This is a genomic window from Mesotoga sp. UBA6090 (genome assembly GCF_002435945.1).
Taxonomy (GTDB): domain Bacteria; phylum Thermotogota; class Thermotogae; order Petrotogales; family Kosmotogaceae; genus Mesotoga.
Window position 1 is genome coordinate 17,373 of sequence record NZ_DIXC01000073.1, and the last position, 17,619, is coordinate 34,991.

The following is a 17,619-nucleotide window of genomic DNA, read 5'->3' on the forward strand; positions in this document are numbered from 1 at the left end:
TAAATCACTTCCCAACACAGAAATCGCTGAAAATTCTCTCCAGCAGATCTTCTGTTACGTTTGTACCGAGGAGATCGTCGAGGCTTCTGGCGGCCTGCTCGATCATGGTCCCTGTGACATCAACCGTCATTCCGTTCTCAATAGCGTCTATCGATCGGCCAATGAAATCCATCGCGTCCGAGAGCTTCTGCTTCTGTCTGGCACTAATAATTACTTCATTTCCAATAGAAGTGATGTCTTCGGTAAGCTTCAGCATAAGTCTTTCGAGATCTTTCAGGCCCTCGCCGGTTCTTGCACTTATTATGATATCATAAGAACCTTTTTCTACTGTGCGTATGTCTGACTTGTTAGCTGCGACAATCAATCGCTTTCCCTTCTTCTTGAGAGCCTCCTCGAGGTCTTTGTCACTGTAGTTGTTAGGGTCGTGCAATAATATCACCAATTCTGCTTCTTCAATGGCTTCTTGGGTTCTTTCGATCCCAAGTTCTTCGATCTCATTTTCTGCCTGTCTTATACCTGCAGTATCGACTACGCGGAAGAGCACACCCTCGATATTGAGGTCTTCCTCGATCGTATCTCTCGTCGTTCCCGGTAGATCAGATACGATTGCCCTGTCTCGTTTCAGCAATGCATTCAGCAATGTGGATTTCCCAACGTTTGTCTCGCCTACGATTGCGGTCTTGATCCCCTGTGAGATCACAATGCCGTTCTGAGAGCTGGCGATGAATTCGGCGATCTTTCTTCTGAGATCTAGAAGGCTTTCAAGAAGAGAGGAGTAATCAGACTCAATCTCTTCTGGATAGTTGAGCTCCACCTCGACTGTCGCAAGAAGCTCAATTATCTTGGCCCTGAAGGAGATCACTTCTTTAGATAGGTTGCCTCTGAAACTGTTGATAGCAGCTTCAAGAGCCTTTTCGGTCTTAGAAGTTATCAGAGCGTTAATTGCTTCGGCCCGTATAAGGTCGAATTTTCCGTTCAGTACTGCCCGCTTCGTAAACTCCCCTGGCAAAGCCATTCTGAAGCCCACCGTAAATAGCGCCTTAAGAGCGTTTTCGATTATCAGGGGATTGCCATGAAAGGAAAGTTCCACAAGATCCTCTCCCGTGTATGAAGCCGGTCCTTTGAAGAAAGTGACGACAACTTCATCGATGTAACGATCATCTTCGACAAACGTTGCCAGTTGTGCCCTTCTGTGCTGGAGAAGACTTGTACCAGGTAGTAGATCTCGTAGGCTTTCGACTGTTCCTTTTCCAGAGCATCTTATTACTGCCGTTGCAGAAATGCCTCTGGGAGTAGACAATGCGCAAATTCGATCATTGAACAACTCTCTCAGCTCCAAGGAAAAGAGTCTTGAGTGTCTTCATTAGATGTCTCTCCGGCACTCCGTACAGAATCGACTTTCCTTCACGCTCGTTTACTACAAGCCTTCGTCCCTTTATCCCAAGCGACTCACGTATATGATTTTCACCGTGAACCATAATAATGCTCTCTGAATAAGAATCATATTCAACCGAACTTATTCCGATCTTAAATGCTCCGAGCCTTACGCGTGAGGCATCGAGAAGAGAAGTGACTTGAGAGGGAAGGCGACCGAATCTGTCGATGAGCTCGCTTTCAAGTTCATTTATATCGTTCTCCTCTTTACATACTGCAATTCTTCGATAGATCTTCAATCTTTCAATCGAGTCGGAAACATAATCTTCGGGAATAACCATGTCAAACGGGATGTTCTTCAGTTCTGTGTCGACCGCGCGTTCCTCAACTCCAATTACCTCTTCTCCACGAAGTTCTCTCATCGCCTTTTCAACCATTTCTCTATACAGATATAGTCCAACGGAGTTAATGTTTCCATGCTGTTCCGCACCGAGAAGCGTACCAAATCCCCTAATTTCAAGGTCTCGCATTGCGATCTTCATTCCACTACCGGCACCAGAAAACTCCCTTAAAGCCTTGAGTCTTTCTCTAGAAGGATCAGACAACCTCTTGGGATCATAAAGGAAGTAAGAGAAAGCCCTTCGATTGCTTCTACCTACCCTTCCCCTCAACTGATAAAGCTGTGCAAGTCCATACCTTTGCGAATCATTGACGATCAGAGTATTCGCGTTCGGTACGTCGACCCCGCTTTCAATTATCGTAGTACATAGAAGCATGTCCAGTTCGCCAAGATAGAAGTCCCTAATGGTGCGCTCAAAAGCGGTTTTGTTCATCTGGCCGTGGGCGACCTCAATCTTGACCTCGGGAATTAGGTTTCTCAATTTCGACAGTAGTTCGGGTAATTCGGTGACTCTATTGTGAACGAAAATCGTCTGTCCGCCTCTATTGGTCTCCCTAAGCACTGCCGTTCTGATCAATCTGTCGTTGATTGCTCCTACGTAAATCTCCGGGGAAGTTCTTCCGGCAGGCGGTGTAGATATTATCGAGAGATCTCTCAAGCCCGAAAGAGACATATACAGTGTTCTGGGTATTGGCGTTGCACTCATTGACAGAACATTGATCTGCAATCTCAGCTTTTTAAAGTGCTCCTTCTGTAGAACCCCGAATAGCTGTTCTTCGTCCACGACAATAAGACCCAGGTCTGCGAACCCCACCTCTTTGGATAGCAAAGAGTGGGTTCCAACGACTACGTCGACTTCGCCGTTCTTAAGCTTCTTTAGAAGCCTGCCTCTCTGTGTATCGGTTCGGTACCTGTCAAGTATCTCGACTCTTATTCCAAAAGGACTGAGCCGGCCCTCGAAGTTGTCGTAGTGCTGACGCGCAAGTACTGTTGTGGGAACCATCACGGCAACCTGTTTCCCGGAGACAACCGTTCTGAAGGTAGCCCGCAATGCAACTTCTGTTTTTCCATACCCGGCATCTCCGCTTATAAGTCTGTCCATAGGCTTGTTACTTCCAAGGTCCTCAAGAACTTCTTCGACAGCTTTCTGCTGGTCTTCTGTCTCAACATAGGGAAAACTTTCTCGAAAGCTCTCCTCCATCTCGCTTTCTCCAGTCAGAGAAATTCCCGATGTCACTTCTCTTGAGCCATAGAGATTCGAGAGTTCGCCAATCAAAGCCTTGACTTCCCTTTTCACCTTCGATTTCTGTCTGTTCCACGCTGTACCGCGCAGGGAGTTCAACTGAATTCCTTCGGTGGTTCCTATGTATTTGTGAACACGGTCTACTCTGTCCACGGGGACGTAGATCTTGTTATTATCTCTGTATTCCAGCAGAAGATACTCTCTTGTCCCGAGGATGTTCTCGACCGTCCTGACTCCAAGATACCGTCCTATACCGTATTCTTTGTGGACCACGTAGTCTCCCTCTTCAAGTTCCGTCCAGTCGACCACGGGTATTCTTGGCAAGAACTCTTCCTCTCTTTTGGGTCTCTTGATAATCTCCAGTTCTTCGCTGATTTCAGTATCATAGTCTAGGGAAGAAACCCGATCGTCGGACACAATCGAATACTCTCTCAACTTCATCAGAACTTCTGAGGATATTCCACCATATCTTATGTAAAGGAATTTTCTTACTGCCTTATCTGACAAGAGCTCTAAAGTTTCACGCTCTCGCCTTCCAAACTCTAGTATGGCATCGTCAGGCTTGACGAAGATCACTTTGTAGTCATCGAGAAAGTCAAGAAGAATCGACTGCCGTTCATAAAAGATCCCCGCGGTTGTATCCATTGTATCCAGACGGTCGAAAAGAATTTCATCCTTCGAACCGGTTGCGTGCTCGGCTGCAGAGATTCTTTTGAGAGCGAGCTCCCTATAAGGAGAAGACGTTATACCTTCAGCCGCAGGGGTGATATATGCATCGATCAATCTATCTAGACTCTTCTGTGAAGCGGGATCGAATCTCCTTATCGATTCGATTTCTCTGTCAAAAGTGTCTATTCTGATTGGCCTTTCTGTTCCGGGTGGAAAGATATCCACAATACCGCCCCTGATAGCAAATTCGCCGGGAATCGTCACGCTGAAGGATCTGGAATAGCCAAGGCTTTGAAGCTGGTCTTCGCTCAGAGTAAACGGGCCGCCGACTTCAACCTTCAAAGACAGAGTCTCGAATACGTCGATTGGCACAGTTTTTCTCAGAATACCGTGAAAGGATGTATAGACGGTCCGGAGCTCCCTCAAGAGAAACTTTCTAAGGAGCGCAAGCCGTTCTGATCTTATCCTTGGGGAAGTGCCTATCTCTTCAAAGGGAAAGACATCATGAGAGAAGAAGAATCCATCTCCCTCCCTCTTCTCATGAATATCTACGAAGGACTCAAGCATCCTTTCACTTGGGAAAATGACTACGTTCCTGGAATCACTTAGGGCTTCGTTCTCTATCCAGGAAATCGGATCGTTTACTCTATGTAATACTCGTTCCAAAACAACCTCCACAGCTTCTTTATAACAGCGTTAGCGCCTCTAAGCTGAATAGTCTCTCTATCTCCCCTGAACCTGTCGGTGTAGGTCTTGATTGAACTGCCTATCCTAACACCCGAGCAGACAAGCCCCACCGGCTTGGAGTCGCTACCGCCTGAAGGGCCGGCTATTCCCGTTATTGAAAGGCCCACGTCTGTTCCGAAGAGAATTATAGTTCCGGCAGCCATCTCAAAAGCCACTTCTTCGGAAACGGCTCCATATTGTTTGAGAGTACTTTCGTTCACATTCAGCAATGACATTTTGACTTCGTCTGAATAGGAGACTATACCACCGGGAAACAAATCCGACACTCCTGGAACTGAAGTGAGAATAGCAGAAAGCCTTCCCCCCGAACAGGACTCTGCGACTGAAACTGTCAGATTTCTGTTTCTCAACTCCCTAACTACTACTTGGACGAGTTCCTCGCCTGTAGTCGTATATATATACTTCTTCCAGCGATCGGCGAAAAGACGACATAGTTCTTCTAATACTGATCCGTCATTAGCCGTGAGAATTACTGTAGGCCCTGAGTAATATCGCACTCTCGTAACGAACTTCACACCCGTGAATTTCGAAAGCATCTGCTCGGTGAAGTCTTCCACTTCGGGCTCGGTCAAGTCAACGAATCCTATAGTCCTACTGTATGAAGCAGAGGGGAGTGAAATATGCTTTAGTGCCTCTTTAAAGACTGCCTCCATCTCCATTGGAGGACCGGGAAGTATCACTATTTCATTATTATCTGTCTTTATGAAGGCACCTCTTGCGCTTCCAGAGGAATTTGGCAGCTGAACGGAATCCTGTATCACGAATGCCTGACGTTTCAATCCTTTGGGAGCCTCCCTGGAGAATCTTCTTGTGTAACTCTCTACAAGTGCCGAGTGGTAATTGCTGTCATAAAGGAGCTCTCTTCCAAGATAGTCAGCTACCGTCTGGAGGGTTATGTCGTCGAAGGTGCTTCCCAGCCCTCCGGTGATCAGCAAAAGATCTGCTCTGTCGAGAGCGCTTCTGATCTCGCGCTTGATGAACTCTCTACTATCTGGTACAACGACTATTGATTGAACTTCAAATCCAAGAGCAGTGAGCCTCTCTGCAAGATAGCCTCCGTTGCTGTCTATGACAATCCCTTTGGTGATTTCGTCCCCGGTGAGAAGGATCGCAGCCTTCAAGTGACCACCTCCTCGTCAATTGTATCACCAAACGGTCAGTGGTATAATCGAGTGCCGGGGGAGCCCAGAGGGCTGAGAGTGCTGAAAGCAGACCCCATGAACCTGATCCGGTTAGGACCGGTGTAGGGACGGCCATGGTTAGCGCCTCCGGTAATCTATTGCGGAGGTGTTGTTTATGAGAAGAGCATTTCTGGTCTTATCAATGATCCTCTTCATTCCATTTTCGACAGTGTTGCCGCTTAAGGTTTATTCATATGATTCCTTTCAGCCGCTTGCCCAAGAGACCTTTTCGCAGTTCACAGAAAAGACGGGAATTGCCGTCGAGTTTCGCGCTGTTGGAGATTCGGGCTCTCTGCTGAGCTTGATTATCTCCGAGCGAGAGAATTTCGATGGAGATGTCGTGATTGGAATCGATAACCTTCTTTCGAGACGAGCCTTGGAAGAAGACATCTTTCTTTCTTACAGACCACAAGGCTTTGAGAAGATCATCGATATGGATCTTCTGCTCGATAGTCAGTGGAGACTCACCCCGTATGATTTCGGAGGGATCGCGCTAATATGTGATACCAGCCGGATAACAGGACCCATTGAAACGCTTTGGGATCTAACAGGGCCGGAATATCGAAGGAGCGTGATTATTCAGGACCCGAGGACCTCGAGTACCGGTCTATCTTTCCTAGCCTGGACCTACCTGCTTTTTGGCGAGCGATTCGAAGAATTCTGGCGGGCTTTCAAGCCCTCTATACTCACAGTTTCTCTGGGGTGGGACGATTCTTTCCAGAAATTCGAGTCCGGCGAGGCTCCAATAATGGTTTCTTATGCCACAGATGGAGCATATTCAATGCATTATTACGGTGAATCGATCTACACAACAGTAATCCCGGAGGGCAGGGGTTACGTCCAGATTGAGGGAGCGGGAATCATTAGATGGACGAAGAATCTGCACGATGCAGAAATGTTCATGGATTTTCTTCTGAGTGAGGACTTTCAACGGCATATTCCCCTTAACCAGTGGATGTTCCCCGTAATTGACGTCGAGATGCCCCCGGCCTTCGATTATGCCGTCAAACCGGAAAAGATTTTGAAACTATCTGCAGAGGTGGATCTCTCAGAGCTCATCTCCAAGTGGGAAGAGGTAATATACGAAAGGTAAATCCCTGACAATATCTGCAGTCGTGATCGCGGCCGTTGTTTTGCTGCCATTATTCTTTGCTTTCGGAAATCTACAGTTAGGTACGATTTTTGCAGTGATTTCATCGCCTTCGTTTAGGTCGATTGCCGGGTTCACGGTCAAGCAGGCGCTTCTCAGTACATTTCTTGCAATGATTGTCGGTTTCCCGGCGGCAGTACACTATGCCAGAAGCAACGGTCGTCTTTCCCGTCTATTGGGCATAACAACCTACATACCGTTCTTCTTTCCCAGCATATCGATGGCAATAGGCTTCCTGGCAGTTTACGGCAGAAATGGAGTCTTCAACAACCTGATGTCTTTTGCCGGTCTGGAGAGGATACAGATTCTTTATTCTCTGGGGGCAGTTTTACTTGGACACGTCTTCTATAACGCACCTATAGTTATACTAGTTCTTGGGAATGCGCTCAGAAGATTGCCCTCAGATGTGCTGGAGAGTTCTAAGATAGATGGATCGGGGAGGATACGAAGACTTCTGCGAGTGGAACTACCTCTTGTTACTCCGGCAATTATCAATTCCGCGCTTCTTATCTTCACTTACTGTTTCACCTCTTTTGCCGTTGTTCTTATATTGGGTGGGGCGCAATTCGCTACCCTGGAAGTTTCAATTTATATGAATTTCAGACTATTGGCGGCACCGCAGAATGCCGTCGTTCTTGCCGTAGTTCAGTTCGTATTTATTATGCTTTTCGGAATACTCATCTCGCTGAGCGAGAAGAGCTCATCCTTTGAGCATGGTGAACAGTATCTGGAAAAGAACAGATTCACGGGCATCTACTCATGGCTATTTGTTCTCTTCGAATGGATACCGATTCTTGGCGCTCTCTTCAGTTCATTCTACGATTGGACCAGAGAGGAATTCATCTTCGGGAGAATAACGAAGCTGTTTGCAGAAAAGCTTGTGCTTCTCGGAACGGGACTGGCAAACACATTGGTCAATTCAATAACGCTTTCATTTCTTGCGGCCGTTGTGACGGTATCGATCGCCTTTTTTCTTTCGTGGCAAGCAAGGGACACCTCTCGTGGCTCGAGATATCTGAGAATAGTGTCTTTGATCGCTCTGTCCGTAACGCCTTCGATTCTAGCTGTTTCCTATCTCACAGTATTTGGAAGTTTCCCTGTTCCACTGCTGTTGGTGCTACTTTACATAGTTATTTCGTTGCCCGTTGCTTTGAACTACATAAGTGGTCAGGTGATCGGTGCAGAGCTCGCCTTCCTGGAGGCGGCACAACTCGACGGAGCTTCGAAACTTGCACGCGTATGGTATATGATAATCCCTTTCTTCAGAAGCACGATTGTTTACGCTGCAACGGTAGTTTTCGCCATTTCTATGGGCGAATTTGGTGGATCGCTGATACTCGGGAGCAAAGACTTCCCTACCTTTGCCGTTGCCATCTACAGACTAAACGGAAGCCGCTATCTACTGGAGGCAAGGTTCTTAAGCTCGGCCCTTGGAATTATTATTATCTCCGTTGTCGCTATCTCCCGGTGGTTTGCGCAAAAACCTGAGAGAAGTATTCGCAGCACTCCCTAATTCCGCAAGTTTCGCACTTTGGGCCTATAGGTCTGCAGATCTCCCTGCCGAACTCGACCATTGACCCGTTAACCGGTCCCCAAATCTTGGGTGGCAAGAGCTTCATCAGAGCAAATTCGGTGTCGTCAGGCTTCTTCGTCTTTACCCATCCCAGCCTGTTTGCGATTCTGTGAACATGGGTGTCAACTGCAAGGGCATCCCTTCCGAATGAAACGTTTAGGACGATGTTCGCAGTCTTTCTGCCAACTCCGGGGATTGTGACCAATTCTTCAAGAGTGTCAGGTACTGCGCCGCCGAAGCTATCGATGATTATCTTCGCACAGTGTATTATTCTTGCCGCTTTCTGTCTATACATTCCCGAAGCTTTGATCAACTCGTAAAGATCTTCTGGTTCTGCCTTCATTAGAGACTGCGGATCGGGATAAACCGAGAAGAGCCTGCGAGAGGCCTCCTCGGTATTCTCATCTCTTGTTCGCTGACTCAGTATTGTGCTCACCAAAACCTCGAAAGGTTCTTCATAATCGCGACCTCTAGGAAAGTTCTCTACTATCCATTCCGACACAGCCGCAGGTGAGCAGTCAGGCTTAGACATCGCCTCCCTCCAGGAAGGCCTTGTATGCTCTGTAGGTTTCATAAAGGTCTGCTTTGGAGAGAATCTCGAACGGGGAATGCATACCAAGGACGGCCGTTCCCGCATCCACAACTGTGACACCTCTTTCGGCGAAGAATTTCGCAACTGTTCCTCCGCCCCCTCTATCGACTTCTCCTAAGATAGTACTCTGCCAGTGAACTCCCTTCTCGTTTAGAAGGTTACGCACGTAGCCCATGAACTCCGCGCTGGCTTCGCTGGTTCCTGATTTTCCTCTGGAGCCCGTGTATTTCAATATTGCGATTCCGTATCCGAATCTTGCAGCGTTTGTCTGATCGTGAGCATCCTTGAAGGTTGGGTCAAATCCGGCGGCAACATCTCCGGATATCATTCTGGATTTCTCGAGAAGAAAGTCGATCTCGTAAAGCCCCTTCTCTCCAGAAAGGTTGAGAAGCTTCTCGATAAAAGCGACCCAAAACCGCCCCTTTGCTCCAGTAACGCCTTCACTTCCAATTTCTTCCCTGTCGAAGAGAAGAACCATTGCAGTTCTCTTTGGGTTCTTTATTGAAGACATATCTTTAAGCGCTGTAATAGCAGCGTATGAACAGACCCTATCATCATGCGCGTAAGCGCCGATCATAGATCGATCAAGCCCGACTTCCCTTGGTTCGATAGCCGGCACAAGCTGGATGTCCGCAGAGAAGAAGTCTTCTTCGACAAGTCCGTACTTTTCATATAGCAGATTAAGGAACATCAGCTTAACTGGATTCTCAAAGTCCTTGACGTCAGTTATCGGAATAGATCCGGACATAGCATTGAGATCTTTTCCTTGAAAGACCTTTCTGAAATCACCTTCCCTGTTGTCCAAGTGAGGCAGAAGATCGGAAATTACGAATACAGGATCTCCGCTACTCATTCCAATAGAGACATCTACCGATTCTCCATTGCTCTTGACTACGGTACCTACGAAGGCCAAAGGGATGTTGAGCCACTGATACTTCTTGACTCCACCGTAGTAGTGTGTCTTGAGCATTGCGAGACCCGAATCTTCTACAAGAGGACTTGGCTTGAGATCCAATCTAGGAGCATCGAGGTGAGCTGCAACCATGTCGATACCGTCTGTGAGGTCTTCGCCGATGACTGTTGCGATGAGGGCCTTGCTGTCTTTAGTAATGTATATGCGGTCGCCCTTTTTAACACCGCTTTCCTCGAATGAAGAGAGTGGTTTGAAACCATTTTCCCGGAGAAGGTCTACAAGATGTCTGACAGTCAGACGTTCGGTAACAGATTTGCCAATGAAGTTCATATAATCTTTTGAATAGGCAAAGACAGCGTCTCTGTCGAGTGTGAACCAGGCGTTCTTTTTCTTCAAAGTAAGCTTTTCACCGAGCTTCTTGACTTCTTCCTTTTTCAATACTTCACCTCCATGAAAGTCTGTTTGGTTCCATCTTCTATAATTCTATCGGATATGTTTGCTTTTTTCGACCTGCATTGATTTGCTTTTAGACATTAGTCGAGCTTCTCTGTTTTGCCGTTCTCTTTTTATGATTCGCTTGTAAAAAGAATTTGCAGTCTATAATGGAATGATATGAATGATCTGGATTAATTAGTATAATTAACTTGTGAAGTTGAACCCTGTTCGCTTCTCCATCGTCATATAAAACAGATTAGGGTGGTATGGTTGGACGAAAAGAAGTTGATAGATGGACTGAAGAAGAAGAAAGTCTGGGCCTACGAAGTCTTGTATGATGACTACGCCCCGAGGTTGGGTAGTGTTATCAAATCGTACCTTGGTTATGATGACGTAGAAGATGTGATTCAAGAGGTCTTTATAAAGGTCTTTAAGAACGTCAGGAAGTTCCGGGGCGATGCGAAGTTATCGACGTGGCTGTACAGAATCGCAGTTAATGTCTGCAAAGATACACTTGCAAAAAGAAAGCGCAACAATGAGTTTCTGACAGATTTCAGAGAGAACGAGGATAAAGTAGCATTTGAGCCACCAGCAACCACGAACGTGTTTAGGGAAGTTATGGACGAGATTTCTTTTGAAGAATTGATGTCTGTTGTTGGAAAGCTTTCTGAGGATGATCGTTTGCTTATTAAGTTGAGAGACATAGATGATCTGTCGTACGAGGAGATTGCCGACATACTCGACAAACCGGTTGGAACGGTGAAGAGCAGGTTACACTATGCTCGGAAGAGACTTAAGGAGCTTCTCGAGGAGGTAGGTTACATTGGATGAAGAAAGATTTGTCCACATTTTGGATCGAGAGATCCCTTTTGAGGAACTGAGGGTAGACGAAAAGAAGAACCTAAAGAGCTACGTGAAGGTTTTGGGGGCTTTCAAAGAGAGTTGCTGCTACAGACCTTCGGATGACTTGAAGAAAAGGACGGTCAGCAAGATTCGAAAGCTGAGAAATAAGCCTTACAGAATGCTGGGAACGGTAGCGGCGTGTCTGGCGCTAGGTTTCTTCTCTGTTTCGTTCTTCACAGGCAACACCATTTTGATCAAGAAGAAGGGAGACCTCTATCAGCTCGCGAACGTTCTTGGTTCCAGCTCGACTCTTTCTGAGAAGCTCAGGGTCAATTTGACGGCCTTTCCCCAAGAGGAAACGGAGAGGAACGACGTTGCGATGATGGAGCAGGAAATGGAGCGCTCTCTTGGCTTTCTCAGTCAACCGGATGATAAGAATTACTTTGAGATCTCGGGAATCAACACAACTTATTGATCTATAAACGCTCTAAGACACAGAAGGAGTGAAATCGCCGTGAAAAAGCTGTCCGTACTCGTTGTCCTGTTGCTTGTTATCGGGCTGGCGGTTGGGAAGGATACTGTCGAAGAGTTAACGACACTAGTAAATACCCTGAAGAACTCTTCGTATGAAGTAGATAGATACGTACAAGAGAGCGGAATAGTTACTACTGCGAAGAACGAGCGAGTAATAAAATCCGGTCCATATAAGCTGGTTACGTCTTATTCCTCTGTAAAGGGTGAATTCGGCTGGGTTAGAAACGGCTCAGGTCATTTTGCCATCTTCCGAACTAGAAGTGTCGCCTTTGAACCGCTTATCAATATTAAGGACTTTGAAGACAACTTTGTAGATCTTGTCAACAGCAAGTCATATACGGTCGATCTCTTTCTCGACCTTCCCAACAGCAGAAAGATTTCGATTTCCTCCGGCACCCTCTCTTTCGATGTTACATATGATGACAACTTCAAGCTTCTAAAGCTTGTGAAATCTTATCCTTTTCACACAATAAGCGCGAGCTACCGTAATTACTCGGAGATGTCACATGAATCCTTGACCAAGCTTACAAATGCGACTGAAGGTATGATCATAATTCGTCCTCCAGTGTATTTTTCGGAATCAATGCTTGAAAAACATTTTGCTTGGTCTTCGATGGACTTTGCCACGGATGGAAAGACATATCTGTATACTCTTCTCATGTATTCCACAGAATACGGGCGGATGGTTCTGTATTTCTCATTTAACACAGAGCCGGACTATCTTCAGAAGTTCTCCGCTCAGATGGCTGAAGCGAACGGCTTCAGCTACGCAGTTGAAAGACTTTCCGCCACTTCTGCAGTAAGCCTTCTGGGAATGGTGGATACAAAGACTCTGAAGTCGCTTCTTGATGATCTTTACTAGTGGTTAAGCCTTTCACTCAAAAGCAAGTCTTATTGAGGTTTTCATAAATCTTTTTCTAAAATGAATGAAGTTCTGTTGTATAATCAATTTAAACCTTTTGTGGAGGCTTTAATTGTATGGAAATCAAAGACACGATAGATCTTCTAAAAAGCAGGGGTTACAGAATCACTCCTCAGAGAGTGGCGATTATAAGGATCCTCAAGGATCATGAAGGTCATCCGGGAGCTGATGAGGTTTTCAGGTATGCAATACAGCAATATCCAAATATATCTATGGCTACAGTTTACAACTTAATGGAAGTCCTCGAAAAGGAAGGGATTATTGGGGCTATTGCAGTTTCAAAGAACTCGAGGCCGTATGATTCCAATATCAAACCACATGGCCACTTTATCTGTGATTCCTGTCGGAAAGTCTTCGATATTCCTTCGAATTACTACCAAGCCTGCGCGAAAGGACTTCCTCCTGAACTGGCTGACTTCGAGGTAAACTCTCTCGAACTTATCTACAAGGGGCTATGTTCAGACTGCAAGCATACGAAATAACCACTTCTTACGTTTCTTGGGGGTGCCTTAATGGAAGGACTCGATATTAATCTGGAAGAAGTCCTAAGCAGGGTAATGAAGATTTCCGACCTGAATGATCTTCAGGAAGAGAAATCACGACTGATTGGGAAGCAGGGATTGATTACCTCCCTTATGAAGAAGCTGAAAGAGATTCCTCCCGAAAACCGAAGAGAATTCGGAAAAATCGTAAATGATTACAAGGAATCTATTGAAGAGGCTCTGAACTCCCGTAGAAGCGAGCTTGAAGTACTGGCAAAGAGAGGGCGAGAGGAATCCGAGAGACTTGACTATACAATTCCTGGCAAAAAGAGGGATATAGGCTCTCTTCACCTGATAACACAGATAATGGAGGAAGTGCAAAGCATCTGGGTTAGCATGGGTTTCGAAGTAACTACGGGCCCAGAGATAGAGACGACATACTATAACTTTGAGGCGCTGAATACTCCCGAGTGGCATCCGGCAAGGGACATGCAGGATACCTTCTATCTCCAAGACGGCAGACTTCTAAGAACTCACACTTCGCCCGTGCAGATCAGGACAATGGAGTCGAGAAAGCCGCCTCTTGCTATTTTCGCGCCAGGAACCTGTTACAGAAAGGATACTCCCGATGCGACTCACCTTCCGATGTTTCACCAGTTTGAAATCCTTTTCGTTGATAAGGGTGTCTCTGTTAGCCACTTAAAGGGTGCTCTTGATCATTTCGCAAAGAGGCTTTTTGGTGAGGACAGAAAGATACGGTTGCGACCAAGCTTCTTTCCCTTTACCGAGCCCAGTTTCGAAGTAGATGTAAGCTGCGGAATATGCGGAGGATTGGGATGTAGAAGTTGCGGTGGAAGTGGATGGCTTGAAATCTTGGGAGCTGGAATGGTTCATCCGAATGTTTTCAGGAACGTCGGGTTCGATCCGGAAATATGGAGTGGTTTTGCAGCCGGGACCGGTCTGGAGAGAATTGCGATGCTGAAGTATGACCTTGAAGACATCAGAGATCTTCTTCGAAATGATAGACGTTTCCTAAGGGGTTACAGGAGGGCCGTAATATGAAGCTGTATCTCGAATGGCTTAACGAATTCATTGACGTAACCGACAAGACTCCCGAAGAACTCAGCAATAGCCTTTCGCTAAGCGGTACTGAAGTTGCCGGAATCGAGTATCCCTGGAAATACGTACAGGGAGCGGTAGTTGGAAGAATTCGTTCGACAAGGTCTCACCCTGAGAGTGAGCGGCTCTTAATAACTGAAGTGGATATTGGTTCACGCGAAGCTGTGATTGTTACCGCAGATATGACTGTCAAGAGTGGGGAAACAGTAGCGGTTCTGCCCGAAGGCTCCTCGCTTTCCGGTGAGAAAATAGAGAAGAAAGAGTTTCTCGGTGTCGAATCGGAAGGGATGTTTCTGTCTCTGGAAGAACTTCGGCTTGAAGACAAATCTCTCACAATAATGCGATTGAAAGAGGGGCGACTGGGAGAATCTGTTGTTGAATTGCTTGGACTTAACTCGGCGGTAATAGAAGTAGAGTTAACAGCTAATCGCGGCGACTGCCTTTCTACAATTGGTATGGCAAGGGAGCTTGGCGCGATCTATGAGAGAAAAGTAGAGAAACCCGGTGTCGACGAATCGATCGAGTCTGGAGAGGATCCGGTACTGAAAGTGATATTAAGAGACAGTGGCTGTAGCAGGTACACGGCTCTCCTTATGAATGATGTGAATATCTGTGATTCTCCTCTATGGATGAAGAAGAGATTGGTTGCGGCCGGCTTAAGGCCGATAAACAATGTTGTGGATATAACAAACTATGTGATGCTTGAGACGGGACATCCAATTCATGCCTTTGATGTCGAGAGGATCGGATCGACCGAAATTGTTGTTCGTGAAGCGAGAAACGGTGAAAAGCTTAAACTTCTGGATGGCAAGATTGTCGAGCTCGATAGCAACGACATGCTTATAACTAATGGTGAGACGCCGCTCGCACTGGCCGGAGTAATGGGTGGAGAGGATTCTGGAATCTATTTGACAACGAAGAATGTACTGCTCGAAGTTGCCGTTTTCGATCCCGTAAGAATTCGTAAGACCGCTAGAAAGCTTGGGATTTCGACAGACAGCTCATACAGATTTGAGAGAGGAATCGATTATGAAGATTCTCTCTATGTTATGAAGCGCCTGGCAGACTTGATGAAACAGTTGGCCTGCGCGTCGGTTGGCTCGAAGATCGTTGATGCTGGTGGAGTGATTAAGACAGAGCCCATGAATCTGAGAGAATCATTCATAACCCAAACATTGGGTGGATCAGTGCCGATAGAGAAGACAACCAGCATATTGAAAAACCTCGGATTCAAACCCGAGAAGACGGAAAGTGGCTGGAAAGTTACACCACCTCCATTCAGAGCGTACGATACGAAGCAGGAGATCGATCTTGTCGAAGAGATCGGCAGGATCTATGGCTACGACAATTTCGAAAATGAACTTCCAAGAATTCTCCCAATTTCAGAAGGGGTTCCTAAATCTCTGAAGAGACAGAAGAAATTGAAGGAATTGATGGTTGCATATGGATTCGATGAGATAGTGACTTACAGCTTCATAAATCCCGACGAGATTTCGAGAATCGATGCGAGTGTCGATCATTTGGATCTTGCGAATCCGCTTTCGATGGATATGGCAGTTATGAGGCCTTCTCTGGTCTATAATCTCTTGTCTGCAACTTCTTATAATTACAGAAGGCAGAATAGAGATATTAAACTTTTCGAGGTAGCTTCGGTTTTTGATCCAAAGAAAGAGCGGGGGGAGACAATTGCTCTTGGTTTCGTCTCGACCGGCCGTGAAAACCCGCTGGATTATTCCGACAAGAGAGTAGTCGACTTTTTCACCTTCAAGGGGATAGTTGACGAGTTCTTCTCGTTATACGGTTTGACCCCTTCTTTCAGTAGTTTCTCGACTCCCTGGCTAGAAAAGGGCAAGGCCGTCTCGGTTGAGATCGAAGGAGTGAATGTTGGGTTCTTTGGTGCCGTTGACATTTCTATTGCCGATTCGCTCTACGAAATCAAGAGTGGCGAGGTGTACATTGCAGAGCTCAATTTAAGCTTAGTAGAGAGCATGATGAAAAAGTTTGCCGGCGCAAAGAAGATCTCCCCTTTCCCGAGGGTCTTTAGGGACCTCTCTTTTCTGGTACCGCACTCTGTTAAGTATGGAGATTTGGAGGCTCTTATAAGCAGGACTCTTGAAGGAACCGCCTTTGGAGAAATCAGAGTATCCGATCTCTACAATGGAAAGGGAATAGAGCCTGGATACAAGAGCATCACCGTTACTCTGGCCTTTGAAACTTTCGACAGAACCCTGACTGATGAAGAAATAAACTGTCTTGTTGATCTTGTCTTGAGAGAGACGCAGAAGATAGGTGTGAAGCTGCGTGGATAATCTGCTTCTCAATACCTTCAGCAGAAGAATAAGGGCATTTCTTCCGGAACTCTGGCGAAAGGTCTCCAAGGAAGAGTTTTCAGTGGAACGGAAAACGGGATATAAGGACATCGTCACCTCGGTCGACCTGGAGATAGAGGACAGGCTGCGGACATTTCTTCATGATCTCTTTCCGGAGGGTGATTATCTGGGTGAAGAGTCAGGCCCGGACGTGAGGTCGTCGACAATGTGGATAGTTGATCCTGTTGATGGAACAACAAACTTTTCTAAGTCAAATCCGCATTATTCTACGCAGATTGCTCTCTACTCCGAGAATCGTGTTGTGCTGGCAATTACTTATGACCACAACCGAAAGGAGACCTTTCATGCGATTGAAGGTCAAGGCGCTTACCTGAACAACAAAAGGATCTGGGTAAGCAAGACGAGAGATCTCCGTGAAGCCACTAGCCATGTGGGGATGCAGTACTCATCCGAGACCGCCTTTGAGCGGATTACCACAAGAATCAACAGAGCAATAAAGATATGCAGGGGGCTGCGAATAACAGGAAGTGCCTGTCTCGATTTTGCCTATGTTGCGTCGGGGCGAGCAGATGTCTTCTGGGAAGAGAGGCTAAAACCCTGGGACGTCGCAAGCGGTGTGCTTCTCGTCAAAGAAGCCGGAGGTTTTGTTGGCAGCTGTGTCGAAGAACCTTTCGACCTCTTCAGTCCTAATGTACTCGTTGCCAACAACTCACCCGAACTGGTAAAGGAATTTCGCGAGAAAGTCTTGTACGACTGAACGAGAGCATTTACTCGATAAGAGAGCGAAGACCCGCTGATCGCTGGAAGAGCCGCTGTTCGCTAGACGCTGATCGCTGTAAAAAACGTCCTTCGTTGAGAATTTGTTCTTCGTTCCAGAGCGAGGATCTGTTTTTCGTTCTTGGCCAAGATCAAAACCAAGAGCAAGATCATGGACCCGTCCTTCGTCAAGACTAAAGCCAGATTCTGACCAGGAGCTTTGTCAGATGACATAAAAGGCAGAAAGAAGATGACTTTGAGAGCGGGATGACACTTATCATTGCTCTTTCAGATAGAGGTCTGGCTTCTTCTTGCAACTTGCATCTTGGAACCGGTCTGACCCTTGGTTATTGGAG

General features: G+C 46.4%; 14 protein-coding genes and 1 riboswitch. Of the genes, 9 read left to right on the plus strand and 5 right to left on the minus strand.

Annotated features, from left to right (window positions below; translation table 11 throughout):
• Window positions 1-4: 4 nt before the first annotated feature.
• Genes mnmE through B3K42_RS11810 form a run of 3 tightly spaced genes read right to left on the minus strand, consistent with a single transcriptional unit; the run spans window position 5 to window position 5,554 of the window.
• Window positions 5-1,324, minus strand: coding sequence for a tRNA uridine-5-carboxymethylaminomethyl(34) synthesis GTPase MnmE (gene mnmE / locus B3K42_RS11800; RefSeq protein ID WP_110990519.1), 1,320 nt, complete (start codon window positions 1,322-1,324; stop codon window positions 5-7).
• A complete protein-coding gene (gene mfd / locus B3K42_RS11805; protein ID WP_110990518.1) occupies window positions 1,314-4,352 on the minus strand; it encodes a transcription-repair coupling factor in 3,039 nt (1,012 codons plus the stop codon). The genes mnmE and mfd overlap by 11 nt, the downstream gene beginning before the upstream one ends.
• Complete coding sequence (locus B3K42_RS11810) at window positions 4,328-5,554, minus strand: nicotinamide-nucleotide amidohydrolase family protein (protein WP_110990517.1); 1,227 nt, start codon at window positions 5,552-5,554, stop codon at window positions 4,328-4,330. The genes mfd and B3K42_RS11810 overlap by 25 nt, the downstream gene beginning before the upstream one ends.
• Window positions 5,555-5,600: 46 nt before the next feature.
• A riboswitch (TPP riboswitch) is annotated at window positions 5,601-5,701 on the plus strand.
• A gap of 28 nt (window positions 5,702-5,729) precedes the next feature.
• Between B3K42_RS11810 and B3K42_RS11815 the strand changes: the two genes are divergently transcribed.
• Window positions 5,730-6,707 (plus strand): thiamine ABC transporter substrate-binding protein, encoded by a 978-nt coding sequence (locus B3K42_RS11815; RefSeq protein WP_110990516.1) that lies wholly within the window; start codon window positions 5,730-5,732, stop codon window positions 6,705-6,707.
• Window positions 6,708-6,747: 40 nt separating this feature from the next.
• A complete protein-coding gene (locus B3K42_RS11820) occupies window positions 6,748-8,277 on the plus strand; it encodes an ABC transporter permease (RefSeq protein WP_292598941.1) in 1,530 nt (509 codons plus the stop codon).
• Here B3K42_RS11820 and nth read toward each other — a convergent pair.
• Together nth and B3K42_RS11830 are read right to left on the minus strand one after the other, a co-directional pair.
• A complete protein-coding gene (gene nth, locus B3K42_RS11825) occupies window positions 8,222-8,869 on the minus strand; it encodes an endonuclease III (protein WP_110990515.1) in 648 nt (215 codons plus the stop codon). The genes B3K42_RS11820 and nth overlap by 56 nt on opposite strands.
• Window positions 8,862-10,280, minus strand: a complete 1,419-nt coding sequence (locus B3K42_RS11830; RefSeq protein WP_110990514.1) for an aminopeptidase — start codon at window positions 10,278-10,280, stop codon at window positions 8,862-8,864. Before B3K42_RS11830 ends, nth begins: the two co-directional genes overlap by 8 nt.
• A gap of 267 nt (window positions 10,281-10,547) precedes the next feature.
• On the opposite strand from B3K42_RS11830, the gene B3K42_RS11835 reads away from it, so the two are divergent.
• From B3K42_RS11835 to B3K42_RS11865, 7 genes are all read left to right on the plus strand, one after another.
• Window positions 10,548-11,108 (plus strand): RNA polymerase sigma factor, encoded by a 561-nt coding sequence (locus B3K42_RS11835; RefSeq protein WP_110990513.1) that lies wholly within the window; start codon window positions 10,548-10,550, stop codon window positions 11,106-11,108.
• Complete coding sequence (locus B3K42_RS11840; protein WP_110990512.1) at window positions 11,101-11,595, plus strand: hypothetical protein; 495 nt, start codon at window positions 11,101-11,103, stop codon at window positions 11,593-11,595. The genes B3K42_RS11835 and B3K42_RS11840 overlap by 8 nt, the downstream gene beginning before the upstream one ends.
• Window positions 11,596-11,634: 39 nt before the next feature.
• Window positions 11,635-12,516, plus strand: a complete 882-nt coding sequence (locus B3K42_RS11845; protein ID WP_110990511.1) for a hypothetical protein — start codon at window positions 11,635-11,637, stop codon at window positions 12,514-12,516.
• Window positions 12,517-12,632: 116 nt separating this feature from the next.
• Complete coding sequence (locus tag B3K42_RS11850) at window positions 12,633-13,058, plus strand: Fur family transcriptional regulator (RefSeq protein WP_110990510.1); 426 nt, start codon at window positions 12,633-12,635, stop codon at window positions 13,056-13,058.
• 30 nt (window positions 13,059-13,088) lie between these two features.
• Window positions 13,089-14,120, plus strand: a complete 1,032-nt coding sequence (gene pheS, locus B3K42_RS11855) for a phenylalanine--tRNA ligase subunit alpha (protein ID WP_110990509.1) — start codon at window positions 13,089-13,091, stop codon at window positions 14,118-14,120.
• Window positions 14,117-16,486 (plus strand): phenylalanine--tRNA ligase subunit beta, encoded by a 2,370-nt coding sequence (gene pheT, locus B3K42_RS11860; RefSeq protein ID WP_110990508.1) that lies wholly within the window; start codon window positions 14,117-14,119, stop codon window positions 16,484-16,486. Before pheS ends, pheT begins: the two co-directional genes overlap by 4 nt.
• Entirely contained in the window at window positions 16,479-17,264 is a 786-nt protein-coding gene (locus B3K42_RS11865; RefSeq protein ID WP_110990507.1) for an inositol monophosphatase family protein, read from the plus strand. Before pheT ends, B3K42_RS11865 begins: the two co-directional genes overlap by 8 nt.
• Window positions 17,265-17,619 lie beyond the last annotated feature (355 nt).

Excerpts from the sequence above, each read along its gene's own strand:
- B3K42_RS11815 (WP_110990516.1), top strand. The coding sequence starts at position 5,730 with ATGAGAAGAGCATTTCTGGTCTTATCAATGATCCTCTTCATTCCATTT.
- nth (WP_110990515.1), bottom strand. The coding sequence starts at position 8,869 with ATGTCTAAGCCTGACTGCTCACCTGCGGCTGTGTCGGAATGGATAGTA.
- B3K42_RS11850 (WP_110990510.1), top strand. The coding sequence starts at position 12,633 with ATGGAAATCAAAGACACGATAGATCTTCTAAAAAGCAGGGGTTACAGA.
- pheS (WP_110990509.1), top strand. The coding sequence starts at position 13,089 with ATGGAAGGACTCGATATTAATCTGGAAGAAGTCCTAAGCAGGGTAATG.
- pheT (WP_110990508.1), top strand. The coding sequence starts at position 14,117 with ATGAAGCTGTATCTCGAATGGCTTAACGAATTCATTGACGTAACCGAC.